The organism is Sorangium sp. So ce375, from assembly GCF_051473855.1.
Classification (GTDB): Bacteria; Myxococcota_A; Polyangia; order Polyangiales; family Polyangiaceae; genus Sorangium.
Genome location: NZ_CP150335.1, coordinates 2,447,836 through 2,473,075, shown reverse-complemented (window position 1 = coordinate 2,473,075; position 25,240 = coordinate 2,447,836). Strand labels below are relative to the sequence as shown.

The 25,240-nt window shown below is 73.3% G+C and carries 16 protein-coding genes; 7 read left to right on the top strand and 9 right to left on the bottom strand.

Annotated features, from left to right (window positions below; all coding sequences use genetic code 11):
- Positions 1 to 72 precede the first annotated feature (72 nt).
- Complete coding sequence (locus tag WME90_RS09475; RefSeq protein ID WP_437283587.1) at positions 73 to 2,796, top strand: ATP-dependent RNA helicase; 2,724 nt, start codon at positions 73 to 75, stop codon at positions 2,794 to 2,796.
- A gap of 1 nt (position 2,797) precedes the next feature.
- Here WME90_RS09475 and WME90_RS09470 read toward each other — a convergent pair whose 3' ends face one another.
- From WME90_RS09470 to WME90_RS09460, 3 genes are all read right to left on the bottom strand, one after another.
- Complete coding sequence (locus WME90_RS09470; protein ID WP_437280760.1) at positions 2,798 to 3,823, bottom strand: hypothetical protein; 1,026 nt, start codon at positions 3,821 to 3,823, stop codon at positions 2,798 to 2,800.
- On the bottom strand, positions 3,823 to 4,917 hold the full coding sequence (locus WME90_RS09465) for a bifunctional chorismate mutase/prephenate dehydratase (protein ID WP_437280759.1): 1,095 nt from the start codon (positions 4,915 to 4,917) through the stop codon (positions 3,823 to 3,825). The genes WME90_RS09470 and WME90_RS09465 overlap by 1 nt, the downstream gene beginning before the upstream one ends.
- A 123-nt stretch (positions 4,918 to 5,040) precedes the next feature.
- The gene (locus WME90_RS09460) at positions 5,041 to 5,379 is read right to left on the bottom strand and encodes an FmdB family zinc ribbon protein (protein WP_437280758.1); all 339 of its coding nucleotides are present in this window, start codon (positions 5,377 to 5,379) and stop codon (positions 5,041 to 5,043) included.
- A 261-nt stretch (positions 5,380 to 5,640) separates the two neighbouring features.
- Here WME90_RS09460 and smc point away from each other — a divergent pair, with 261 nt between their 5' ends.
- The 3 genes from smc to WME90_RS09445 all read left to right on the top strand — a co-directional run bounded on the left by smc (position 5,641) and on the right by WME90_RS09445 (position 11,634).
- Positions 5,641 to 9,246 carry a chromosome segregation protein SMC gene (gene smc, locus WME90_RS09455; RefSeq protein WP_437280757.1) on the top strand — a complete coding sequence of 1,202 codons (3,606 nt, stop codon included), beginning with the start codon at positions 5,641 to 5,643 and terminating at the stop codon, positions 9,244 to 9,246.
- Positions 9,243 to 9,803: a hypothetical protein gene (locus tag WME90_RS09450; RefSeq protein WP_437280756.1), complete on the top strand. Its 561-nt coding sequence runs from the start codon at positions 9,243 to 9,245 to the stop codon at positions 9,801 to 9,803. The genes smc and WME90_RS09450 overlap by 4 nt, the downstream gene beginning before the upstream one ends.
- Before the next feature lie 181 nt (positions 9,804 to 9,984).
- Positions 9,985 to 11,634 (top strand): ATP-binding protein, encoded by a 1,650-nt coding sequence (locus WME90_RS09445; RefSeq protein WP_437280755.1) that lies wholly within the window; start codon positions 9,985 to 9,987, stop codon positions 11,632 to 11,634.
- A 104-nt stretch (positions 11,635 to 11,738) separates the two neighbouring features.
- Here WME90_RS09445 and WME90_RS09440 read toward each other — a convergent pair whose 3' ends face one another.
- From WME90_RS09440 to WME90_RS09425, 4 genes are all read right to left on the bottom strand, one after another.
- Positions 11,739 to 14,981 carry an error-prone DNA polymerase gene (locus tag WME90_RS09440; RefSeq protein WP_437280754.1) on the bottom strand — a complete coding sequence of 1,081 codons (3,243 nt, stop codon included), beginning with the start codon at positions 14,979 to 14,981 and terminating at the stop codon, positions 11,739 to 11,741.
- The gene (locus tag WME90_RS09435) at positions 14,978 to 16,864 is read right to left on the bottom strand and encodes a DinB/UmuC family translesion DNA polymerase (protein ID WP_437280753.1); all 1,887 of its coding nucleotides are present in this window, start codon (positions 16,862 to 16,864) and stop codon (positions 14,978 to 14,980) included. The genes WME90_RS09440 and WME90_RS09435 overlap by 4 nt, the downstream gene beginning before the upstream one ends.
- 13 nt (positions 16,865 to 16,877) lie before the next feature.
- Entirely contained in the window at positions 16,878 to 17,678 is an 801-nt protein-coding gene (locus tag WME90_RS09430) for a recombinase A (RefSeq protein ID WP_437280752.1), read from the bottom strand.
- A 296-nt stretch (positions 17,679 to 17,974) separates the two neighbouring features.
- Complete coding sequence (locus WME90_RS09425) at positions 17,975 to 19,123, bottom strand: citrate synthase (RefSeq protein ID WP_437280751.1); 1,149 nt, start codon at positions 19,121 to 19,123, stop codon at positions 17,975 to 17,977.
- Positions 19,124 to 19,333: 210 nt separating this feature from the next.
- Here WME90_RS09425 and WME90_RS09420 point away from each other — a divergent pair, with 210 nt between their 5' ends.
- The gene (locus WME90_RS09420; RefSeq protein WP_437280750.1) at positions 19,334 to 20,623 is read left to right on the top strand and encodes a citrate synthase family protein; all 1,290 of its coding nucleotides are present in this window, start codon (positions 19,334 to 19,336) and stop codon (positions 20,621 to 20,623) included.
- Positions 20,624 to 20,638: 15 nt separating this feature from the next.
- Here WME90_RS09420 and WME90_RS09415 read toward each other — a convergent pair whose 3' ends face one another.
- Both WME90_RS09415 and WME90_RS09410 read right to left on the bottom strand, forming a co-directional pair.
- Positions 20,639 to 22,495: a potassium transporter Kup gene (locus tag WME90_RS09415; RefSeq protein ID WP_437283586.1), complete on the bottom strand. Its 1,857-nt coding sequence runs from the start codon at positions 22,493 to 22,495 to the stop codon at positions 20,639 to 20,641.
- Positions 22,496 to 22,643: 148 nt separating this feature from the next.
- Positions 22,644 to 23,306 (bottom strand): UdgX family uracil-DNA binding protein, encoded by a 663-nt coding sequence (locus WME90_RS09410; RefSeq protein WP_437280749.1) that lies wholly within the window; start codon positions 23,304 to 23,306, stop codon positions 22,644 to 22,646.
- 147 nt (positions 23,307 to 23,453) lie between these two features.
- On the opposite strand from WME90_RS09410, the gene WME90_RS09405 reads away from it, so the two are divergent.
- Positions 23,454 to 24,185, top strand: a complete 732-nt coding sequence (locus WME90_RS09405) for a TetR/AcrR family transcriptional regulator (RefSeq protein WP_437280748.1) — start codon at positions 23,454 to 23,456, stop codon at positions 24,183 to 24,185.
- 568 nt (positions 24,186 to 24,753) lie between these two features.
- Complete coding sequence (locus WME90_RS09400) at positions 24,754 to 25,107, top strand: hypothetical protein (protein WP_437280747.1); 354 nt, start codon at positions 24,754 to 24,756, stop codon at positions 25,105 to 25,107.
- The last annotated feature ends 133 nt before the right edge of the window (positions 25,108 to 25,240 follow it).

The following is a 25,240-nucleotide window of genomic DNA, read 5'->3' as shown; positions in this document are numbered from 1 at the left end:
CACAGGTCCGCGCGCGCGAAGGATTGCTAGGCTCCGGTGCCGCGCGCCCATCGCGCGGAGAGCGCCGAAGCCATGCAGCCGCTGCCGATCGATCCGATCCTCCCCGATCTCTGCGCCGTCCTGCGCGCGTGTCCGAGCGTGGTGCTCGAGGCCCCGCCCGGGGCGGGCAAGACGACGCGCGTACCGCGCGCGCTGCTCGACGCGGGCTTCGCGGAGCGCGGCGAGATCCTGGTGCTGGAGCCGCGGCGGCTCGCGGCGCGCCTGTCCGCGCGGCGCGTGGCCGAGGAGCTCGGCGAGCGCGTGGGCGAGACCGTGGGTTACACGATGCGCTTCGAAGAGGCGGCCGGGCCGGCCACGCGGGTCCGCTTCGTGACCGAGGGCGTGCTGACGCGGCGGCTCCTCGTCGATCGCGAGCTCCGGGGCGTGAGCGCCGTGGTGCTCGACGAGTTCCACGAGCGGCACCTCGCCGGCGACGTCGCGCTCGCGCTGCTCCGGCGCCTGCAGCGCGGCGCGCGGCCCGATCTCCGCCTCGTGGTGATGTCGGCGACGCTCGACGCCGGGCCGATCGCGGCGTTCCTCGGGGGGCCGGAGGCGCAGCCCTCCCCGGCGGACGAGGCCGGGCGCGGCCGCGACGCGACGTCGTCCGAGACCCCGGTGGCCCCGACCTTGCGCGCCGAGGGGCGGATGTTCGACGTCGCGATCGAGTACCTGCCGAGCGCCCGTGTGAGCGCGTCGACCCACGGCGCGGGCGACCGCCGCGCCCCGGCGCACTGGGGCGACAGGACGCTCGAGAGCCTCGTCGCGTCGTCGGTGCGGCAGCTCATCGAGGAGGGGCTCGACGGCGACGTGCTGGTCTTCCTGCCAGGCGCTGCGGAGATCAGGCGGTCGATGGAGGCGTGCGCGCCCCTCGCGAAGAGCGAGGATCTGCTGCTCCTGCCGCTCCACGGCTCGCTGTCCGCGGCGGAGCAGGACCGCGCGGTGCGCCCCGCGGATCGGCGCAAGATCATCCTCTCGACCAACGTGGCCGAGACCTCCGTGACCATCGACGGCGTCGTCGCGGTCGTCGACAGCGGCCTCGCGCGCGTGGCAGCGCACGCGCCGTGGTCGGGGCTGCCCACGCTCCGCGTCGCGCCCATCGCCCGCGCCTCCGCGGCGCAGCGCGCGGGGCGCGCCGGGCGGACGCGGCCCGGCCGCTGCCTCCGGCTCTACACGCGCGGGGATCTCGCCTCGCGGCCGGAGCACGAGGCGCCCGAGATCCGCCGCCTCGACCTCGCGGAGACGGTGCTCGAGCTCTGCGCCGCGGGGGTCACGGATCTCGAGGGGTTCGGGTGGCTGGAGGCGCCGCCCGCTGCCGGGCTCACCGCGGCCGAGGCGCTGCTCGTGCGGCTCGGCGCGCTCGACGAGGGGCGGCGCGTGACGCCGACCGGACGGCGGATGCTGCGCTTCCCGGCGCACCCGCGGCAGGCGCGCATGATCGTCGAGGCCGAGCGGCGCGGCGTCGCCGCCGACGGGTGCACCCTCGCGGCTCTCGTCGCCGAGCGCGACCTCGGCGCGCCCTCGGGCGCGCGGGAGCCCCACGGACGGAGGAGCGACGCGCGGCACAGCTCCGACCTGCTCGCGGCGCTCCAAGCCTTCGAGGAGGCGGAGCGCGCGCGGTTCTCGGCGGACCGCCTGCGCTGGCTGGGCGTGGACCCGGCGCGCGCGCTCACCGTGGAGCGGACGCGCAAGCAGCTCTCTCGGCTCGCCGATCACCGGAGCGCGGCGACGCCGGAGAGCGTCGAGGCGCGCGAGGTCGCTCAGCGCGTCGCGATCCTCTCCGGATACCCCGACCGGGTCGGGCGCCTCCGCCGCCCGACCAGCGCGACGGGGCGGAGCGGGCGGGAGGTCGTGCTCGCGGCGGGCGGCACGGCCGCGCTCTCCGAGGCGAGCGTCATCGACGAGGTCGATCTCGTGGTCGCGGTCGACATCGAGGAGCGCAGCGAGGGGCGCGCTGCGCGCACGGTCGTCCGGGCGGCGAGCGCGATCGAGGCCGACTGGCTGCTCGACCTCTTCACGGACGCGATCCGCGACACGACCGAGGCGACGTGGAACGCCGCCGCGGAGCGCGTCGAGGTCGTGCGCCGGCTGTCGTACGACGGCCTCGTGCTCGACGAGGCGCGGCCCGCCGCGGGTGCGGGCGGTCCGCTGTCGGAGGCGGCGGCGCGGGAGCTCGCGGCGCAGGCGAGGGCCAAGGGGTGGCGGGCGTTCGTGAAGGGCGACGCCCTCGAGGGCTGGCTCCTGCGGGTCGCGTTCGTGCGCGCGCACTGCCCCGACGCCGAGCTGCCCGACGTGGACGAGGGCGCGGTGCTCGCCACGCTCGGGGCGCTCTGCGACGGGCGCAGGAGCTTCGCCGAGCTCCGCGACGCGGACCTCTCGGGCGCCGTGCATGCCTCGCTGAGCCCCGCGAAGGCGCGGGCGCTCGCCGAGCTCGCCCCCGAGTCGATCGTCCTGCCCGGCGGCCGGCGGGCGCGCCTCGAGTACGCGGCGGGCGCGCCGCCGTCGCTCGCGTCGCGGCTGCAGGACTTCTTCGGCATGGCGGAGGGGCCGCGCGTCGCCGGCGGCCGGGTGCCCGTGGTGCTGCACCTGTGCGCGCCGAACCAGCGCCCGGTGCAGGTCACGACCGATCTCTCAGGGTTCTGGGCGCGCCACTATCCCGCCATCGCGAAGGAGCTCCGCCGCCGCTACCCGAAGCACGCGTGGCCGGAGGACCCCGCCCGCGCCGCGCCGCCTTCGCGCGCGCCGCTCCGCAAGGATTGAGTCAGCGCACGAGCGCCACGCTCCGCGCCGTCTCGGCGACCGTGCGCAGGAGCATGCGCACGATCCCCTCGCCGAGGGGCAGCGTGAACGCGACGTCGCTCTCGCGCTGCGCGACCTGCATCGGCGGGACCGCGCCGTAGCCGAAGCCCCACGAGGAGAGCAAGCTCGCGATCCTGGCGATCTGCTCGAGGTTCCGGAGCGCGACGGCGCCGTTCGCCGCGCTCTGCGGGTCCGTGTACGTGAGGGCGCCGGCGAAGTTGACCCCGGGCGGCTGGAAGTTGCCGATGACGCGCACGTACTGGAGCCCCGCGAGGAAGGGGAGCTGCCCTGCCGCCGACGCGACCGCCGGCTGGCTCGAGAAGTCGCCCGCCACGGCGAACGACGCGCCCTTCGTCCCGAGCAGCTCGACCATCCACGATGGCACCGACCGCTTCAGCTTGCCGGAGCGGAGCCGATCGAGGGCCCGCCGCATCCCGGTCTCGTTGCCGGTGAGGATCGTGTGCGGCGTGAGCACGACGAAGCCGACGTTGCCGGCCGTGAAGAGATCGTTGTCGGCGTAGCGCGTCTTCACGAGCGGCGCGCCGATGACGGTGACCGTCCTCGCATCGGCGGCGCGGCGGATCGCGTCGACGTCGAAGTTGCCCTGCATGACGGCGCAGAAGTCCGCGCCCTGCATCGCGTAGAGGCCGCCGTAGACCTTCACGATGTCGCGCGCCGGGACGAAGTTCGACTCGGGGCCCAGCGGGAGCAGGCTCGTGACGATCTGGTTGACCTCGCCTCCCAGGCCGGAGGTGAACATCGCCGCCGCGTCGAGGTAGCCGAGCATCACGGCGCCGCTCGGCAGGACGGCCAGGGGGTCGCGATCGATCGCCGTCGAGTCGATCTTCTCTCCGCCGACCAGCGCGAGGCTGTCGTCGGCGCCGCCGCAGCCGCCGAGCGCCGGGAGGGCGAGTGCCGCGATCGCGATCGCACCCGCCACGCGGCGCAGGGCGGCGGCGCCCCGGGAATTCACCAGCGTTTGCACCATCAGGCTCGCTCGTGCGGCGGGTCGGGGCGCTCAAGGGGGAAGGACCCGATGATCTTCAGCATCTTCGTCTCGCGCTTCACGCCCTCGAGCGCCGCGACGAGCGCGCGATCGGTCGTGTGGCCGCTGACCTCGACGTAGAACACATAGTCCCAGCCCTCACCGGGGACGGGGCGGGAGTGGACCCGCCGCAGGTTGCAGCTGCGCTCCTTGAAGTGCTGGAGGATGTCGTGGAGCGCGCCGGGTCGATCGTGGACGCTGAAGAGGATCGCCGTGGCGTCGTGGCCCGAGCGCGGCGAGGGGAGCCGGGACAGCACCGCGTAGCGGATCCGGAGCTCCCCCTCGTCGCCGACGTTCTCGCGGGCGACCCTGAGCTCCTGCTCGCCCGCGAAGCCGCGGGGGACGATGGCGGCGCTGCCCTCGTTCTCGGCCGCGAGATCCCAGGCGGCCTGCGGACCTCGCACGTCGAGCACCAGCGCGCGCGGGTGCTGGAGCTCGAGGTAGTTCACGCAGGCCACGTGGTCCTGAGGCGAGGAGTACACCCGCTCGACGTCGGTGAGGCTGCCCGTCCGGTTCACGAGGTCGAGCGCCTGCACAAGCTGACGCTCGCCGACCACCTTGAGATCGGCGCCGCCGATCGCCTGGATCGTCGGGAAGATCGGCCCTTCCTTGAGCGACTCGTACGGGACCACCGCGAAGTCCGCGCGCGAACGCGCGACCTCCTCGATGGCGGCGAGCGGGCTGTCGGCGCGGACGAACTCGCCGCCGACCCCGAAGTGATCGTGCGCCGCGGTCCAGCCATAGTCGCCCTCGGCCCCCAGGTACGCGACCCGGGGCGCGACATCGAAGGCGCGCGAGGCCGCGTCGATGGCGACGAAGATCGGCCGCACCGCCCGCTGCGGGAACGGCGGCGTCGCGGCGCGCTCGAGCGCCTGCATGTGGGCGGCGTCCGCCGTGGGGGCGAACCGGGCCGTGCCCGTCCTCAGCTTGGCGAGCTCGTGCGCGATGCGAGCCCGCCGCTCGATACTGCGAAGGATTTCTTGATCCAGCTCCGTGAGCTGCCGGCGGAGCTCCTCAAGTCGCTTTCTCTCATCCATCCAGGCCACCCTAGCACCCCGCCCGGCGCCGGTGGGCACGCAGCACTCCCGCCGCAGCGCGACGGCGCCGCTGCGCGCTGCGCCGCGCTGACCACACCCCCGTCGCTGTTCGCCGAGGTGGCGTCAGGCCGCCGCGGAGGCGGACGACGCGCCGGAGTCGCTCTTGGTGCTGCTGCTCGCCGACGAGGCGCTGCTCGATCCGGAGTCCGAGCTCGTCCCTTCCGACCCTGAGGAGCTGCCCGACCCGCCATCCGACTTCGCCGGCGGCTTGTTCGAGCCCGAGGCATAGAGGTCGGAGTACCAGCCGCTGCCCTTGAGGATGAAGCCGGTGCCGCGCGAGATCTGCCGCCGGGCTGTCGCGTTGTGGCACGACGGGCACTCCGAGAGCGGCGCCTCCTTGATGGACTGCTCGGCCTCCCATTCATGCGCGCAAGATGTGCAGGCGTACTCGTAAGTGGGCATGACGTTTCTACTCCTCGGAACAACCCGAGGATTATGGTCACGTTAGCCACCTGTCAAGGCGGCTGCCAAAAGCACACCTTGCGGCAGGGACATCGCTGGCAGCGGGACGCGCAAGACATGGTCCTCGGTGGGCGTGAGGAGCAAGGATTCCGATCTTGCCGCGCGGCGCCAGCGCACGTAGACCCCGAGACGCCAGTTGTGACGGTACGTGGCGTGCTGTGACGATACGTTTAAGCCCGCCCGGCCGGTCCCGGGGACGTCATGCGCATTCGTAAGCTCGAGATCAGCGGGTTCAAATCGTTCGTCGACCGGACGGTGGTCCATTTCGATACGGACGTGGTGGGCATCGTCGGTCCGAACGGCTGCGGCAAGTCGAACATCGTCGACGCGATCCGGTGGGCGATCGGCGAGCAGAGCGCGAAGCACCTGCGCGGCAAGTCGATGTCGGACGTCATCTTCAACGGCTCCGAGACCCGCGCCCAGCACGGGATGGCCGAGGTGACGCTCACCTTCGACAACAGCGAGCCGACGGCGGCGTCGCAGCTGCCGCTCGAGTACCGGGACTACGCGGAGATCGCGGTGACGCGCCGGCTCTTCCGCGACGGGACGAGCGAGTACCTCATCAACAAGACCCAGGTCCGGCTCAAGGACGTGACCGACCTCTTCCTCGGCACCGGCGTCGGCACGAAGGCCTACTCCATCATCGAGCAGGGAAAGATCGGGCTCATCGTCTCGGCGCGCCCCGAGGACCGGCGGATGCTCATCGAGGAGGCCGCCGGCATCACGAAGTACAAGGCCAGGAAGAAGCAGGCCGAGCAGAAGATGGACCAGACGCGGCAGAACCTGCTCCGCGTGGGGGACATCGTCTCCGAGATCCAGCGGAACCTCGCGTCCTTGAAGCGCCAGGCGGCCAAGGCCGAGCGCTACGTCAACTACCGCAAGGAGCTGGAGGACCTCGTGCTCCACGAGGCGTCGCACAAGCTCCTGGAGATCACGGTGCTCACGCAGCGCGAGTCGCTCGGCAGGACCGAGCACGCGGAGCGCGAGCAGGCGTCGCGGACCGCGCTCTCCGCGCGCGAGGCCGAGATCGAGGTCACCCGGCTCGAGGCCCTCGCCTGCGAGGAGCGGGCCGAGCGGGCGCAGAACGAGGCGTTCGCGGCCGACAACCAGGTACGCACCCACGAGGCCGAGATCGCGCGGGCGCGCGACCGCCTGCGGCACCTCGAGGAGCGGCTCGTCACCGCGGCCAAGGAGCAGGGAGAGCTCGAGAAGACGGTCGAGGAGCTCACCACGGAGAAGGCGCAGCTCGAGGCGCAGCTCGCCAGCGTCGACGAAGAGGAGGCGCGGGAGAGCGAGCTCGCGCTCGAGCAGCACGAGCGGCTCGAGGAGCTGCGCCACGGCGAGCGGACCGCCGAGCACGAGGTCGCCGCCCTGCGCCGGCGGGCCGCCGAGGCCACCGCGGCGGTCGCGGCCGCCGAGGCGTCGCTCGCCGGGTTCGATCGGCGCATGACCGAGATGAGCCAGCGGCGGGCGAAGCTCGAGGACGAGCTCGGGCGGCTGATGTATGAGTCGGAGGAGCTCGAGCGGCGCCGCTCGTCGCTGACGCGCAACGTGGCGGAGCTCGCCGATGGGAAGCGGATCTCCGCGGAGGAGAGGACGCGGCTGGACGCCGAGATGAAGGCGCTGCGGGAGCAGGCGGTCTCGAGCGATCGCGCCGTGGAGCACGCCAAGAACGAGCTCGGGCAGCGGCGCAACCGGCTCCGCGCGCTCGAGGAGCTGCACGCGCGGCTCGAGGGCGTCGGCGCCGGGGTGAAGAACCTCCTCAAGACCAAGGACCCGGCGCTGCTCGGGCTCGTGGCCGACAGGATCGAGGCGCCGGCGGAGCTGACCGCGGCCTTCGCGGGGCTGCTCGGGGACCGGCTGCAGTGCGCGGTCGTGAGCGACGTCGAGCGCGGGATCGCGCTGCTCGCGGACCTGTCGAAGAACAACCGCGGGCGGGCGAGCGTGATCGCGGCGCGGCCGGCGTACGTGGCCGGCGCGGCGCGGCGGCCGCCGCGCGGGGAGGGCGTGCTCGGGCCGCTCGCGGACCGGCTCGTCTTCGCGCCCGAGGACGAGGCGCTGGCGCGCGCGCTCGTGGGGGACGCGGTGGTCGTCACCTCCGCCGAGGTCGCCGCGCGGCTCGCGGCGGAGGGCGCGGGGTGCACGCTCGTGACGCTCGACGGCACCGTCCTCCGCGAGGACGGCGTGGTGAGCGGCGGCTCGGGCGACGCGGTCGCGGCCGGCATGATCGAGCAGAAGCGGGAGATGCGCGCGCTGCACGAGTTCGTGGCGACCAAATCGGAGGAGGTGACGGCGCTGCTCGACGCGCAGCAGAAGCTCCGCCTGCGCATCACCGAGGTGGGAACGGCGCTGGAGCGGGCGCGGAGCGAGGCGCACGAGGGGGAGCTCGCGCTCGTGACGGCCGAGAAGGACCTCCGCCGCGCGGAGGAGCAGCTCGCCGCGGCGCAGAAGCGCGAGGGCGTCGTGCGCTCCGAGCTCGAGGACCTCGCGGACAACCTCGACGCCGGCGGGAGCGAGCAGCAAGCGGCGCGCGACAAGCTCGAGGCGGGGCGAGCGGCGCGCGAGGCGGCGGCGGCCGGCCTCGATCACGCCGAGCAGGTCGCGGCCGAGTGGCGCGAGCGGGTGCTCGGGCAGCAGTCGATCGTGACCGAGCGCAAGGTGAAGCTCGCGCGCGTGCGCGAGCGCGCCGCGGCGGCGCGGGGCACAGTCGAGCGGCTCACGCGGTCGTGCAACGAGCTCCGGGGCCGGATCGCCCGGCTCGACCAGGAGCGGACGGAGAGCGCGGTGGGCGCGGGGAAGGCCGCGGCCACGATCGTGATCGCGCGCGAGGCGCTCGTCCGCGCCGTCGCGGAGGCGCACGCGGCGCAGGCGGCGCTGACCGAGGCGCGGCGCTCGCTGGACGAGGCGCGGCAGGCGCACGGGGTGCGCGAGGCCGACCTGCGCGGGCTGCGCCAGGAGCTCGCCGAGGTGTCGGAGCGGCTCCGCAAGCACGAGCTCGCGCTGGAGCGGCTGCGGGTCGAGCACGACCACCTCATCGAGGGGGTGCGCGAGCGCTTCCGCGGGCTGGAGCTCGCCCGCGTGGTCGGCGACTACCACAAGCGGCCGCCCGCCGACGCCTCGCACCGCGCGCGCATCCAGGAGCTGACGGAGCTGCTCGACCGCATGGGCCCCGTCAACCTCGACGCCGTGCGTGAGCACGCCGAGGCCGAGGAGCGGTACACGTACTACTCGAGCCAGAAGGCCGATCTCGAGAAGGCGCTCGACGACCTCGAGAAGGCGATCGCCCAGATGAACCGCGAGTCGAAGCGGCTCTTCAAGACGACGTACGACGGCATCAACGCGCGCTTCAAGGCGCTGTTCCCCAAGATGTTCCGCGGCGGCCAGGCGGAGCTCAGGCTGACGAACCCCGACGACATGCTGGAGACGGGGATCGAGATCCTGGCGCAGCCGCCGGGCAAGAAGCTCGGGAACATCGAGCTCATGAGCGGCGGCGAGAAGGCGCTCACCGCGGTGTCGCTCATCTTCGCGATCTTCCAGTTCAAGCCGTCGCCGTTCTGCATCCTCGACGAGGTCGACGCGCCGCTCGATGAGGCGAACGTGGCCCGCTACAACGAGGGGATCCGGAGCATGACGAGCCACTCGCAGTTCATCCTCATCACGCACATCAAGCGCACGATGCAGTCGGTCGACGTGCTCTACGGCGTGACGATGCAGGAGCCCGGCGTCTCGAAGCTCGTCAGCGTGAAGATCAACGAGACGGCGAAGCGCCCCGAGCGCGAGACGGCGCCGGCCGCGGCGGTGGCGTGAGCGCGGAGGGGGCGGCCGGGCGGCGCCTGTCGCGCGGCGCCTCGGGGCTCCGGCACCTCCGCTGGGCCCGCGAGGTGCTGGCGACGCTCGAGGCCCACGTCGAGCACAACCCCGCGCTCTCCGGCGCCGATCGCGAGGCGCTGCGGGGCGAGGCGAGCGCGCTCTCGGCGGCGGTGCAGGCCCTCAGCGGGGCCGTGAAGCCGTACCGGGATTTCCTCGAGCGGACGCGGGTCCGCTACCGCGGGCGCGTGCGCGTCGCGGAGTACCTGGTCCGAGAACCCGACGCGGGCGAGGCGGGCGGTGCGGCGCGCGCGCACCTTGAGGAGGCGCTCGTGGAGCTCACCTGGATGGAGCAGGCGCAGCGCCAGCCGCTCAAGGCAGCGCTCTCGGCCGAGATCGATCGGCTGCGCGAGGCGATGGCGCGGATGGATGCACACCTCGCGGGTCGGCTCTCCGGGAAGTTCGTCGAGAGCCTGTACCCGCCGCTCACGGACGCCGCGACGAGGGTCGCCGACGACGGCGATCCGGACGACGACGCGACGTCCAGCCCCCGATAGCCGCGCGAAGCGGGCGAGCCGATCGGCTGGCGAGCGGCGCGAGCGCGGCCGGCGACGCGGCGGGGTGCCTGGCAGGTGCAGCGGAACGGATCACCATGCCTGCACGCCGGGATGGAGATGCGGTAAAGGATCTTCGGAGGACGCCTGAAAAGGGGTCTTCGAAGGATTTGAGAGGACGTCGATGGGCTGCGCGGAGCCGGCCGCCATCCTGCTCCTCCGCGGGCGCGCCGCGGCGAGCGAGCGATTCGAAGCGCTGATCCGACGCCATGTGCCGGACGTCGGCGTCACCTCCGATCCCGAGCGCGCGCTGGAGCGGTGCGTCGGCGAGGCGCCGCCGGTGCTCGTCGTCGACTGGAGCGAGCCCGCCAGCGCCGCCGCGTTCTGCGGCCGCGTGCGGGAGCAGCACGGCGGGGAGGCGGTGTTCGTCCTCGCGATCACCGAGCGCGACGAGGACATCGACGGGATCCTCGCGGCCGGCGCGAGCGATTTCCTGATCGCGGACGGCGATGGCGCGGGCCCCCGGGCGCGGCTCGCCGTCGCCCGCGAGCGCGCCGCGCGCGACGCCGTCTCGCGCCAGACGCTCGCGCAGACGCAGGCCCGCCTCGTCGTCGCCGGTCGCATGGCGAGCGTCGGGACGCTGGCCGCCGGCGTCGCCCATGAGATCAACAACCCCCTCGCCTTCGTCATCACGAACGTCGACGCGGCCATCCGGCGCATCGGCTCGCTCGATCGGCGGAACAGCGCCGCGCGCGGCGGCCCCTGGGCCCGCGCTCACGGCGACGGCCGCGCGCCGCCGAGCGAGCTCTCCGACGTGCTGAGCCTCCTGGAGGACGCGCGCGAGGGCGCCGAGCGGGTGCGGATCATCGTGCGCGATCTCCACAGCTTCTCGCGCGCCGAGGAGGACCGCCGCGGGCCGGTCGACCCCCGGCGGGTGCTCGACGCCTGCGTCCACATGGCGATGAACGAGATCCGGCACCGCGCCCGCGTCGTCCGGAGCTTCGAGGAGGTGCCGCCCGTCGAGGCGAACGAGCCCCGGCTCGCGCAGGTCTTCCTGAATCTCATCGTGAACGCCGCGCAGGCCATCCCCGAGGGGCTCGCCGAGCAGAACGAGATCGAGCTCTCGACGTGCTGCAATGCCGAGGGGGCGGTCGTCGTCGAGGTGCGCGACACGGGCGTCGGGATCGCGCCCGAGTCGCTCGAGCGGATCTTCGAGCCGTTCTACACGAGCAAGGGAGCAGGCGAAGGGCTCGGGTTGGGGCTCGCGATCTGCCACGCCATCGTCACAGCGCTGGGGGGCAGGATCGAGGTGGACAGCCGCCCGGGCAAGGGGAGCACGTTCCGCCTCATCCTCCCCGCCGCCACGGCCAGCGACGCGCACGGCTCCGCGACGCCTGGCCCCGGCGCGTCAGGGTGGCCGCGCGAGAGCTGCAGCGTCGCCGCGCTCGCGCCGGAGGCGGCGCCGCGACAGCGGGTCCTCATCATCGACGACGAACCGCTGCTCACGCGGGCCATCGCGGGGACGCTCGAGCCACGGCACGAGACGACCGCGACCGCGAGCGCGCGCGACGCGCTGCTCCGGATCCGCGCCGGAGAGCGCTACGACGCCATCCTGTGCGACCTCATGATGCCCGATATGACGGGGATGGATTTCTACACGTCGCTCGCCGAGCACGCGCCCGAGCAGCAGCGCCGGGTCGTGTTCTTGACCGGCGGCGCCTTCACGGAGCGCAGCAAGGCGTTCCTGCAGCAGGTCAACGCCCGGCTGCTCCTGAAGCCGTTCGACGCGGCGACGCTGCTCTCGCTGGTCGACGAGGTCGTCGCCGCTCGCTGACGAGCGCGCTGCTCGACGCGGTCGCCGCCCCCCGGACGAGCGCGCGTCGTCTCCTCACGCGCCGCCGATCGCCCTGCGCTCCCGGCAGCGCGACGAGAGCGCTCTCAGCGGTAATCGCGCGATTTGAGCGCGATCTCCTGACCGCTGGGCAGCTCCAGCTGTTCGAGCGCGCGCGCTAGCACGTGGATCACCTCGCCCTGCCGCTCGACCCGCCCGGTGACGAGCAAGAGCGCCGCGTGCCGCGCCACCTGCTCGTACTCCGCGAAGACCTGCCTCTGGACGATGACGTTGACCACGCCCGTCTCATCCTCGAGCGTCATGAACGTCACGCCGCTGGCGGTCGCCGGCCGCTGGCGCCCGACCACCATCCCGGCGACCCGCACGCTCTCTCCATCACGCGCCGCCTTGATCTCCTCGGCGGTCCGCACGCGCCCGGCCCCGCGCCGCCGCTTGAACGCCTGCCGGACGTGCCGCATCGGGTGGTCGTGCAGCGACAGGCCCACGCGCCCGTAATCGAGCGCGAGCTGCTCCAGCGGCCTGAGCGGGGGGAGCCCGACGTCCCGATCCTGCTCGAGCGGCACGCCCTCGAACAACCCCTCCACGCGGGGGGCGCGCGCGCGCCAGAGCGCCTCTCTCCGGGCAGGCACGAGCGCGGCGAGGGCGCCCGCTTCTGCGAGCGCTTCCACCTCGTTCTTCTTCAGCTCCGTGCGCCTCACGAGATCGGGGAGGGTCGTGAACGGCGCCTCCTCGCGCGCCGCCACGATCGCCGCCGCAGCCGCCTCGCCGAGCCCCTTCACGAGCCGCATGCCGAGCCGCAGCGCCGGGCCCGCCGAGGGCTCTGCGCCAGGCTCCAGGGTCGCGTCCCACGCGCTGTGCACCACGCACACCGGGCGCACCTCCACGCCGTGCCGCTGCGCGTCCTGCACCAGCGCCGACGGGCTATAGAACCCCATCGGCTGCGCGTTGAGCAGCGAGCAGGTGAACGCCGCGGGATGGTGGACCTTGAGCCAGGCCGACGCGTACACGAGGAGCGCGAAGCTCGCCGCGTGCGACTCCGGGAAGCCGTACTCCCCGAAGCCCTGGATCTGCTGGTAGAGCATCTCCCCGAACTTCGCCGAGATCCCCCGCTCGGCGAAGCCCTGGATGAGCCGCCCGCGGTGCCGCTCCAGGCGCCCGTGCTTCTTCCACGCCGCCATGTCCCGGCGCAGCTGGTCGGCCTCGCCCGGCGTGTAGCCCGCGCCGACCATCGCGATCTGCATCACCTGCTCCTGGAAGAGCGGCACGCCGAGCGTGCGCTCCAGGATGGGATCCAGGCACGGGTGCGGGGACACCGGCGGCTCCTGCCCCGTCCGCCGGCGCAGGTAGGGGTGCACCATCCCGCCCTGGATCGGCCCGGGGCGCACGATCGCCACCTCGATCACCAGATCGTAGAACCTGCTCGGCTTCAGCCGCGGGAGCATCGCCATCTGCGCGCGGCTCTCGATCTGGAACACCCCCACCGTGTCGGCCCGGCCGATCGCCTCGTAGACAGCCGGGTCCTCCGGCGGGATCTGCGCGAGCGCCGCGATCGGATCGAACGCGGCGCCTCGGCCTGCGTGGACCGAAGGACCCGCGGACGCGGGGTCCCCTGCCGCGTGGACCGAAGGACCCGCGAGCTCGGCGTATCGGTCCGCGTGGATCAAGCCGAGCGCCTTGCGGATCGCCGTCAGCATGCCGAGCGCCAGGACGTCGATCTTGAAGAAGCCGAGATCGTCGAGATCGTCCTTGTCCCACGGGATCACCGTGCGACCCTCCATCCGCGCAGGCTCGACCGGGGCCACCTTGTGCAGCGGCTCCGACGACAGCACGAAGCCGCCCACGTGGATCGAGAGGTGGCGCGGGAAGCCCTCGAGCGCGCTCGCCATCAGGACGGCCTGCCGGACGCGCACGTCGTCCGGATCGAGCCCCGCCTCGCTCACCCGCTGCTCGGTGATGTCCGCCTCGTGGTGGAGCACGAGGCCGCTCAGCCTGTCGACCTGATCCGCCGAGAAGCCGAACGCCTTGCCCACCTCGCGGAGCGCGCTCTTCCCGCGGTAGGCGATCACCTCCGAGACCATCGCCGCCCGGTCGCGCCCGTACATCTCGTAGATCGCCTGGATCACCTCCTCCCGCCGCTCATGCTCGAAATCGACGTCGATGTCCGGCGGCTCGTGGCGCTCCTCCGACAGGAAGCGCTCGAAGAGCAGGCTCGACCGGGCCGGATCCACCGCCGTCACGCCGAGCACGAAGCACACCGCGCTGTTCGCCGCGCTCCCGCGGCCCTGGCAGAGGATCTGCCGCGCGCGCGCGATCTTCACGACCTGCTGCACGCTGAGGAAATAGGGAGCCACGCCGAGCTTCGCGATCAAGGCGAGCTCCTTCTCGATCTGCGCGCGCACCGGAGGCGGCGTCCCCTCCGGGTAGCGGTCACGGCAGCCCTCCTCGGTGAGGCGGCGCAGCGCCTGATCCGACGTCTCCCCCGGCATGCAGAGGGCGTCGCTCGGGAAGCTGTAGCGGAGCTCCGACAGCGAGAAGCGGCAGCGGGACGCGATCTCCACCGTGCGCGCGAGCCAGGCCGGATGGTCGCGGAACAGCGCCGCCATCTGCGCGCCGGACCGCACGTAGGCCTCCGCGTTCGGGGCGATCCGCGTCCCCGCTTGATCGAGCGTGGTCTTTGTCCGGATGCACGCGAGCACGTCCGCGAGCGGCTTGCGCGACGGGTGATGATAGAGCGGGCGCGCCGTCGCCACCACGCAGGGGCCGTAGCGCCGCTCCGCCGCGAGGGCCGCCGCGACGCGCTCACCGTCGCGGCGGTCGAGGTGCTTCCAGGTCGCGACGAGCGCGCGCTCGCCGAACGCGTCGCGCAGCGCGCCGATGAGCGGGCCAGAGACGCTCGCGGGCACGAGAGGATCGAGCGGCACGATCGCGGAGAGGCCCCGCGGCGCCGCCGCGATCGCCTCCGCCGAGATGCTCGCCATCCCCTTCTCGCAATCGGCGTGCGCGATCGTGAGCAAGCGGCAGAGGTTCGCGTAACCCTCGCTGTCCTCGACCAGGAGGATCACCGACGGCCGGACCTCCGGCGCGCGCTCGGCACGCGGCGCGCCGAGCGTCAGCTCGGCCCCGACGATCACCCGCTGCTCGACCTTCTTCGCCGCCGTGTGCGCCCGGACGCTGCCGTAGATCCCGTCGCGATCGCAGAGCGCGAGCCCCTCGAGGCCGAGCTCCTTGGCGCGGTGCACGAGCTCCTCGGGGTGCGAGGCCCCCTCCAGGAAAGAGAAGCAGGAGCGGCCGCAGAGCTCCACGAACGGCACCGACGCGCCGGCGCTCACTCGCACCACCCCTGCAGGTAGGCCTCGCCCGTCGCGCGGTCGACGTAGATCCACGCCTCGCCGCAGGAGCTCGCGCTCGCGCCGTCTCGCGGAGCGCGCAGCTCGCCGAGGCGCGCGGGGGCGGCCTTGCTGGACGGAGAGCCCGAGACGAGCCAGGCGCGCGCGTAGTCGCGCGAGGCCGGCGTGGGCGTCCACCATTCCACCGCGTCGATCCGCATCACGAAGGAGAGCCGCTCGATCGCGTAGAGGTGCCGATCGACGGCGACGATCGCCCCGCGCCCCACCCGGCCGAGCGGGATCGGCTGCGCGAGGAGCCGCGCGGGCTCCGGCGCGTCGGCCCCCCCGGCGCCCCCCGCCTGCTCCGCTGCTCCCCGATCCGCCGCGGCCCGCGCGCGGGCCGCGGCGGACGCGCGCGCCGTGGCCGCCTCGCCGGAGGCCGGCACGAGCCGCGAGCGCGCCTCGGGGCGGTGCGCGTCGGCGATCTCCAGGACGCCCACCCGCTCCGCGCCGATCTCCGCCGAGAGCTCGGCCAGGAGCGCCGGCAAGCTGTCGGGATCGACCGATCGATCGCGCGACAGATCGAGCTGCACCCGACGGGCGCGCGCGATGCGCGAGGCGATGACGTGGACCCCCACCGAGGGCGCCGCGAGCTCGATCCGCTCGAGCCTCGCCTTCAGCGGGCGGAGCAGATCCCCCGCGTCCGAGAGCGGCACCGGCATGTCGACGTGGAAGCGCAGCGAGGGGCCGCGCCCCTCGTCTTCCAGGAGCGCCGCGGCGGCGCCGTCGTCCTCGCGCTCGCCGAGGCGGAGCCGCGCGATCGATCGGTCGTAGGCGATCGCCACGTTGAGCCGCCCGCACGCCTCCCCGCGCGCGGCGAGCCGCGACGCGATCCGCGACGTCATGCCGCGCAGCACGAACAGCAGCGACTCGGCGCTCTCGACCGGCTCGTCGAAGAGCACCTCCTCCTCGATCAGCCGGGGCACCTCGAACGGCAGGAGCGGCACGGGATCGCGGCCGGCGAGGAGCTCCATCACCTCGGCCGTCCGCGGGCCCAGCCGCGCCGCCACCTGCGCCCGCGGCAGGCGCGCGAGATCCTCGACGCGGAGCACGCCGAGCCGGACGAGGAAGCTCGCCACCTCGCGCTCGACCGGGAGCGCCTGCACCGGCAAGGGCCCGATCGCCTGCGCCCCCTTGCCCGGCGGCGCGATCGGGGCCTCCGCCCCTCCCCCGCCGTCCGCGTGCGCGCCGAAGCGCGCGAGCGCCTGCGCGAGCCGCGGCCCGTCGGCGATCGCGAGCCGCGCCCGGTGGCCGAGCGCCGCCACGCGCTCGCCGAGCTCGCCGAGCAGCGCCTCCTCGCCGCCCACGAGGTGCGACGCCCCGGTGATATCGAGCCACACCGTGTCGTACGGGCCGTCGCCCCAGGGGCTCCGCGCCTCGCTCGCGGCGCGCTCGGGAGCGCGGCCCGCCCGCGGTGCGCCCGAGCGCGCCGCGCCGGCGCGCGGGGCGCCCTGCTCGCCGAGCTGGATCGACGCCGTCGCCCCGAGCCCGAGCGCCACCTCGGCGACCCGGCCGAGCGCCGCGTCGATCTCGGCGAACGTCACCCGGTGGATCGCGAGGTGCGCGACCAGCGCCGCCGCCTCGACGACCTTCTGCCCCGGCCTCACCCCGTACCGCCTCGCCTCGTCGTCGACCACGTCGATCACCGCCGCCGGCGCCTGCGGCTCGCGCTCGGGCCGCGGGTCGAGCGCCGCGCCGCGCTCCTCCTCGCCCCCGAGGATCACCGCGAGCGGCGCCTTCCCGCTCGGCGAGACCGGCCCACGCTGCTTCACCAGCTCGCACGCGAGCTGCGGGAGCACGATCGCCACAATACGCCTCACCGCCATCGCCTCTCCTCCCTCACGCCCGCGACAGCGCGGGCCGCGGCTCGCTGCCCGCCGTCCGCTCTGCCCTGTCCCCGGACCGCTCCCCGAGCACCACCGGCGTCGGCGAGGTCACGCGCCCGCGGCGGTCCTTGGCGACGCGGACCATCAGCCGGTTCTCGGCGACCTGCTCGAGCTCCAGCCGCATCGCGACCGGCAAGGGCATCGGCCGCGCCGCCTGGCGATCGGTGAGGAGCAGGATCGTCCCGTCGCTCCCCTCGATCGCCAGGGCGAGCTTGCGCACCACGTTGACCCAGCGCGCGAGGTCGTCCTCGCGGCGCCCTGCCCCGGGCGCGCTCCGCTCCCCCTTCCCCGCGCCCTGGCCGAAGGCCCCCGGGACCCCGGCCACGTCGATCACGAGCACCGCGAACGCCCGGCTCATCGCCATCCGGACCGCGACCTTCGCGAGCGTCTCCGGCGGGGGTCGCACCACGAGCAGCCGGCTCAGATCGACGCCCGCGCGCGCGACCGCCGGGGCATAGAGCGATCCGCTCGGGTCGATCCACGCGCACCACGCCCCTGCCGTCGCGCTCGTCCCGCGCCGCCGCGCCTCCGCTTGCGCCGATGCACACGCGGAGAGGGCGAGCGAGGTGGAGCGCCCGAGCCCCCGCGGCGCGGCGAGCTCCACCACCCCCCCGCGCGGCAGCCCCCCTTCCGGGAGCGCGTCGTTGATTTCCCGCAGGCCGAGCGGGAGTGTCTTGGCGCGCGCTTCGAACTCGGGGAGGGTGTGGCGCAGGAGGTCCCGGGCAAGCGGAGCGGCAAGAGCGGCGGACGACATACTGAACACGATAACAGTACCCTCGCCAGGCTGCCAACTTTGCAGGACGAACAACGTCCTACCTGCGCCCGTCGCGTTCTCCTTTTGCCCTCCCAGGGCGGCGGAATGGCCGGTCCGGCAATTTGTGTGCGGAAAGGATGGCAGGACGACGGGGGTGAAGCGAATGCCGTCGTCGACTCTTCAATAAGTCCGACCTGGGCAGGTCGACCTCGCGGCCAGCGACGACCAGCGCTCCTGCCGCCCCCGCGGGCGCGCGATTCCGGCCCCGCCGGCGGGCGCGCGGGGCGCCTGACGCCTCAATGCGGCGGAGCTGCCGCTCCGGGGGCGCCTCCCACGTAGCGGGAGCTCGGGCGGATGAGCCGCCCCGCGCGCCTCTGCTCGTCGATGTGCGCGCACCAGCCGGCGACCCTGCTCACCGCGAAGGTCGGCGCGAAGAGCGTGCGCGGCAGCCCGAGCGCGTCGAGCAGCACCGCCGTGTAGAACTCGACGTTCGCGCGCAGCGGGCGATCCGGGTGCCGCGCGCGGAGCGCCGCCTCCGCCGCCCGCTCGACCTCGCGCGCCAGCGCGAGCCGAGCGCCCCGCGCGCCGCCCGCCGTCCGCGCGAGCCGCTCGATCGCCCGCTCGAGCACCGCCGCCCGCGGATCCCTCACCCGGTAGATCCGGTGCCCCATGCCCATGATCCGCCGGCCCGCCGCGAGCTCCGCCTGGATCCAGCGCTCGGCGCAGCCGGAGGGCGGCGCGCCGTCCCCGCCCGCCGTCGCCGCGATCGCGTCCAGCATGTCGAGGACCGGCCCGGGCGCGCCGCCGTGGAGCGGCCCCTTCAGCGCGCCGATCGCCGCGACCACGGCCGAGATCGCGTCCGACCCCGTCGAGGTGACCACGCGCGCGGCGAAGGTGGACGCGTTCATGCCGTGATCCGAGACCGTCACGAGGTACGTGTCGAGCTCGCGCGCCTCGGCCTCGCTCGCGGCAACCCCTCGCGCCATGCGCAGGTAGTCGGCCGAGAGCCGGAGCGCCGGATCGGGCGCGACCGGCGCCTCTCCCGCGCGGCGCCGCGCCCACGCCGCCGCGAACGTCGCGACCGCCCCGGCGACCGCCGCGGGCGGGGTGTCGCCCGAGAGGTGCGCGACCGCGGCGCGGAGCGCATCCATCCCGTCGCCCGCCTCGAGCGCGTCCCCGAGCCGCCCGAGCAGCGCGAAGGCCCGCGTCCGCCCCTCGGCGATCGCTCTCCGGAGCGACTCCCGCCCCGCCGCCCCGGGCAACGCGCCGCCCCAGAGCAGCCCGCACACGTCCTCGAAGGTCACCCCGCCGCCGCCGGCGAGCTCCTCGACGTCGTGGCCCGCCAAGGTGAGCCTCCCCCGCTCTCCGTCCACCTCCGAGAGCCGCGTCTCCGCCACCACCACACCCTCTAGGCCGCTCGCGAGCGGCGCCGTCACGTCCCTCATCCCGATCACCTCCGCTGACGACATCTTGGGCACCGCACGAGGTTGATCAACCTTGATTGTACAATCAACCATGTACGGCCTCGAAGCGCACCGGGGAAGAATCCCGGAGGAGGCCGAGAGAGGCGGTGCTAGGAAGGACGGGTGTCTTCGGCGCGCCGCGATCGGCGCCTCGTGCATCGGACAGGATGGATGCAACGTTGAGGGGCGCTCATGGTGGATCTACCTGACTCGGAGCAGCGGCCCTCGGCCTACGTGACCGGCGCCGAGGCCGCGGAGCTGCTCGGCGTGAAGCGGGAGACGCTCTACGCGTACGCGAGCCGGGGTGTGCTCCGGGGGGTGCCTGGCGGGCGAGGGCGCGCGCGGCTCTACCTCAGGGCGGACATCGAGCGGCTCAAGGCGCGGCACGACGCGCGCGCCGGCCACGGCCCGGTCGCCGCCGAGGCGCTCCGGTGGGGCGAGCCGGTGCTCGAGTCGGCGCTCACCGCGATCGGCCCGCGCGGGCCCGTCTACCGGGGCAAGGAGGCGGTCGCGCTGGCGCTCGGGGACGTGCCCTTCGAGGCGGTCGCCGAGCTGCTCTGGACCGGCGAGCTGCCGGCGGAGGGCGCACCGGCGGCGCGGCCAGGCCGGCTGAGCGTCCGCCCACCCAAGCTCGCGGCGCTCCTGCCGGAGGGCGCGCCGCCGTTCGTCGCGCTCGCGCTCGTGGTGCCCGCGCTCGGCGCGCACGACCCGGCCCGCCACGTGGGCGCGCCGTCGGGCGACGGGCGCATCCCCACGAGCGACGCGGAGCGCGCGCGGGCGCGCGCCCTCGTGCGATCGCTCGCGGCGCTCGTGGGCCTCGGGCGGGACGCGCGCAGGGCGGCCGAGGCCCTCGAGGCCGAGGGGGCGGCGCGGCGCCTGCTCATCGCCCTCGGCGCGAACCCCTCGAAGAAGGCCGAGCGCGCCGTGAACCGGGCGCTCCTTGTCTCGGCCGATCACGAGCTGAACGCCTCGACGTTCGCGGTCCGGGTGGCCGCCTCGACCGGGGCCGACCTCTACGCCTGCGTCAGCGCGGGGCTCGCGGCGCTCTCCGGCCCGAGGCACGGCGGCATGACCGACCGGGTGGAGGCCCTTGTCGCCGAGGCAGGCCGGCCCGAGCGCGCCGCCGCCGCGGTCCACGAGCGGCTGCGCCGCGGCGAGCCCATCGCCGGCGTCGGGCACAGGCTCTACCCCGAGGGCGACCCCCGCGCCCAGCTGCTGATCGACACGGCCCGCGCGCTCGCGCCGCAGAGCGCGGCCTTGCGCACGGTGCTCGCGCTCGTCGACGCGCTGCGCGACGCCGGCCTCGATCCGCCGTCGCTCGACCTGGGCCTCGTCGCGATCGCGGCCGCGCTCGGCCTGCCGGCCGGCTCGGCGGCGGCGCTCTTCGCGATCGGGCGCGCCGCGGGGTGGATCGCCCACGCGTTCGAGCAGCGGGAGGCGGGGTACATGCTGCGGCCCCGCGCCCGGTACACGGGGCCCTGATCGCCGCGCCCGCCCCTAGAAATCCACCTGCATTCCGAGCTCGACCACCCGGTTCGGCGGCAGACCGAAATACGCCGTCGCCGGCCGCGCGTTCCGCGAGATGAACGCGAACAGCCCCTTGCGCCACCGGGACATCTTCGAGCGCCCGGTCGTCAGCAGCGTCTCCCTGCCGAGGTAGTAGCTCGTCCTCCCCAGATCGATGTCGAGCCCGTGCCGCTTGCACCCCTCGAGCACCGACGGCGCGTTCGGCGTCTGCATGAAGCCGTAGCACGCCGTGACCTGGTAGATCCCCTCGCCCCGCGGGATCACCGTCGTACGCCGCTCCGCCGGCACCTCGGGCACGTTCGTCACCTGGATCGAGAGGAGCACCACCTGCTCGTGCAGCACCTGGTTGTGCTTCACGTGGTGCAGCAGGATCGGCGGCGTGCCCTCGGGGCTCGACGCCATGAAGACCGCCGTCCCGCGCACCCGGTGCGGCTTCATGCGCTTCACGTCCTCGAGGAACATATCGAGCGGCAAGATGGCCGACTTGATCGCCGCAGCGAGGTGCTTGCGCCCCGTCTTCCAGGTCGTCATCACCGTGAAGGTCGCCGCGCCCATCACGATGGGCACCCAGCCCCCGTGAAAGAACTTGGCGCTGTTCGCCGCGAAGAACGCGAGGTCGATCACCAGGAAGAGCCCGGCCAGCGGCAGCGACTTCCAGACCGGCCAGCCCCACGTCTTCCGGGTGACCACGTAATAGACCACCGTGGTGATCCCCATCGTCCCCGTGACGGCAATGCCGTAGGCAGCCGCGAGCGCGCTCGAGTTCTTGAAGGTGAGGACCAGCACGATGCACGAGATCAGGAGCCCGCTGTTCACCTCGGGGATGTAGATCTGCCCCGCCTCGTCCTTCGAGGTGTGGACCACCGTGACGCGCGGGAAGTACCCGAGCTGCACCGCCTGCTGCGTCAGCGAGAAGGCCCCGGAGATGAGCGCCTGGGAAGCGACGACCGTCGCCGCCGTCGCGATCGCCACCGTGGGGTAGAGCGCCCATGACGGGACCAGCGCGTAGAACGGGTTCGCCGCCGCGGTAGGGTCAGCGAGGAGCTTGGCGCCCTGACCGAAATAATTGATGAGCAGCCCGGGCCAGACGATCGTGTACCAGGTGTACTTGATCGGCACTCGGCCGAAATGGCCCATGTCGGCGTACAGCGCCTCGCCGCCCGTGATGCAAAGGACGACCGCGCCGAGGATCAGGAAGCCATGCAGGTTGTTCTCGGCAAAGAAGCTCACCGCGTAGGTCGGTGAGACGGCCCGGAGCACGCCGGGGCTGCCGATGATCTCCTTGGCCCCGAGCAGCACGAGCGTGAGAAACCACACGAGCGTCACCGGCCCGAAGATCGACCCGACCCCGGCCGTGCCGCGCTTCTGCACGAGGAACACGGCGAGCAGCACACCGCAGGTGATGATCGGCACGACGGTAGGATCCAGCTTCGGGATCGCGACCTCGAGGCCCTCCACGGCCGAGAGCACCGAGATCGCAGGCGTGATCACGCCGTCGCCGTAAAGGAGTGACGCGCCGAAGAGGACGAGGAGCACGAGGAGGCCGCGGCCCTCGCCCTTGCGATCGCCGCTCGGGACGAGCGCGAGCAGCGCGAGGATGCCGCCCGCGCCCTCGTTGTCGGCCCGCGTGATGAACGTCACGTACTTGACGGTCACGACCATCATCAGCGACCAGAACATCAGCGAGAGCACCCCGAGCACGTTCTCGGGCGTCGGAGCGACGTGGTGCGGGCTGCTGTGGCTGAAGCACTCCTTCATCGCGTAGAGCGGGCTCGTCCCGATGTCGCCGTAGACGACCCCGAGCGCCGCCAGCATCAGCGGCCACATCTTCTTCGAGCTCGATAGGTGGGCGCGCTCGGCCAATGGAGAGGGCGCGGGGCGCTCTGCGGCAGGGACCGGTCGTGGGCTCATCGTCATCGGGGGCGAATCCTACTCCATCGAGAGCGCGACCAGCGAGGACGCGGAGCGCGCCGGCTCAGCCGAGCGCGCGCGCCGCCACGGAGAGATCCTCGATGAAGCGGGACAGCTCGGCTTGCCTCGACGCTTCGTCCGGCATACGGAGGATCGACGCGGGGTGCACCGTCGCCAGCGCGCGCGGCGCGAGCGGCGCAGCGACGATCCTGCCGCGCTCTCGCGTGACCCGGAACGAGCTGCCGAGCAGCGCCTGCGCGGCCGTCGCGCCGAGGCATACCACGATCGCCGGCTGCACCACCGCGATCTCCGCGGCGAGCCACGGCAGGCACGCGCGTATCTCGCGCGCGTCCGGCTTCATGTGGATGCGGCGCTTGCCGCGCGGCTCCCACTTGAAGTGCTTCACCACGTTGGTCACGTACGCCCGGCGCCGCTCGATCCCCGCCGCCTCGAGCGCGCGATCGAGCAGCTGCCCCGCGGGGCCGACGAACGGCTTGCCGGCCAGGTCCTCCTTGTCGCCCGGCTGTTCGCCGACGAGGAGCACGTCCGATCGCGCCGCGCCCTCGCCGAACACCGTCTGCGTCCCCCGCTCCCAGAGCGGACACGCCCGGCACCGCGCGGCGGCCTCGCGCAGGCTCGGCAACGAAGGAGCGCTGGGGACGAGGGCCGCCGCTGTCGCCTCGCCAGCGCCGCGCGCTGCTGCATTTCGTCTCGCCACGGTCGACATGACCGTCTCCACAGCATCGCTCGTGCCATGGGCGACGCGGCGCGTTCGAACGCGCCGCGTCGCGAGGAGCACGGTCGAGCCGTCTTGACGGCCTCCGGCAGCCTTCCCATAGTGCCACGGTCCCTCGACTTTGACCGACCAGTCAGAATGCCCCGCCTCGCCGATCGCCGCGCCAGGATCGAGCTGCTCCGCGCCGCCGAGGCTGCCTTCACCGAGCGCGGCCTCGCCGCCGCGAGGGTCGAGGACATCACCGAGCGTGCGGGCGTCTCGAAGGGCGCTTTCTACCTGCACTTCCAGAGCAAAGACGACTGCTTCAAGCAGATCGTCGAGACCTTCATCGCGCGCCTCGCGGGGTGCGTGGAGCCGCCGCCCATCGTCTTCGAGGCCGAGCGAGCGTCGGTGAACGAGTACTTCAAGCGGGTCCACGCCCACGACATCGAGGTGCTCGAGTTCTGCTGGCAAAACCGGGCGCTCCTCAAGATGATGCTGGCGGGCGGCGGCGGGGCGCCCTACGCCTACCTGATCGACGAGTTCGCCCAGCGCGTAGCGCGGCAGGTGGAGGGCCGCGTCCGGTACGCGATCGACATCGGCCTCTACCGGCGCGATCTGGATCCCAGCGTCATCGCCGCGCTCATCTCCGGCGCCTTCGACCGCCTGGTGCGCAAGCTCATCGACGTGCCATCCAGGCCAGACATCGCCGCCTGGTGTACGCAGGTGCTCCAGCTCTTCACGCACGGCCTGCTCGCCCCGGAGGTGCGCGCCGTCGCTGACCTGCCGGTCATGGAAGCACCCCCGCGCAGCGCGCGGCAGACGGCCGACCCGGCGCCCGCCGCGGCGTCGGGCAGCGAGCGCCGGCGCGCCAAGACCAAGACGACCTAGGGCCCCGCCGACCGACCGCGGTCGGCCGGCGGATGCAGGCCTCGTCGGAAACCTCGGCAACCTGGGGAAGCTCGGGGAACCCTGCGAACCGGCGAACCGGCGAACCAGCGGACGGCGAACCGGCGAACCAGCGGACGGCGAACCGGCGAACCAGCGGACGACGAACCAGCGAACCGCGAACCAGAGCGAGCTCGATGCCCGCCGTAGGGTTCTGCCCGAACAAAACAACCCGCTGCTCGCCGGCGACCAGGGCATTTGTACAGGGAATCCCCGACAAGCGATTCCACATCGCCCTAGCGGTCGATCGGGCAGCAGCTGAGCTAGAGCTAACAGTCAACGGGAATTTCGGCGGGACAGTGAGGGGGTGGCTCGGGGAGCCGGAGGGAAACCGCTCGGGCAACTCGGAAGGTGCGCGGCCTTGGGGGAGCGGTCCTGCTCGTTCAATCGCGTCAGGCTGACCGTCGCGCGCTCTGGTCGGCCGCGGCCACTCTCTGGACGGCTCTCCGCAGAGGATTCGGAACTGTCGAGTGGGGGCTGGATGGGCACACAAACAGGTCGTGATAGACGGTTGATCCAGGAGCTGCTCCGGCAGACTTGCCGCTCGATCCAGTGGCGCGCGGACACCGCAAGGTCGATTGCGGACAGGATCGAGGTCGCCCTCGCCGAGCACGCGCTCCACGTCTCCACGCCGGACGTCGACCTCCGCGTCCGGTTGACCAAAGACTTTGCGCTCGCCATCGCGATACGCGTGCTCTCCTTCGGCGACGAGGCCGAGGAGTCGCTGAGCAAAGCCCTGTGCCAGGACAGGTCGCTGATGGCAGAGCTCGTGAAGGCAGAGTGGCAGCTCGTGCGCACCGCCTGCAGAACGGCCGAACAGGCAGCCGGGAGGCTGGTGCTGCTGACGGCGGTACCGGAGGCGTGAGACGACGAGCAAGACGCACGCCGAGAGCTCGCGCCCGAGGCTCACGGCGGGAGATCCGTGAGAACATAATGGATCGGGGGCTCGCCTGCTCGGCCCGGCGCATGGCGAGCTGCACCCTGGAAGCTGCTGTCAA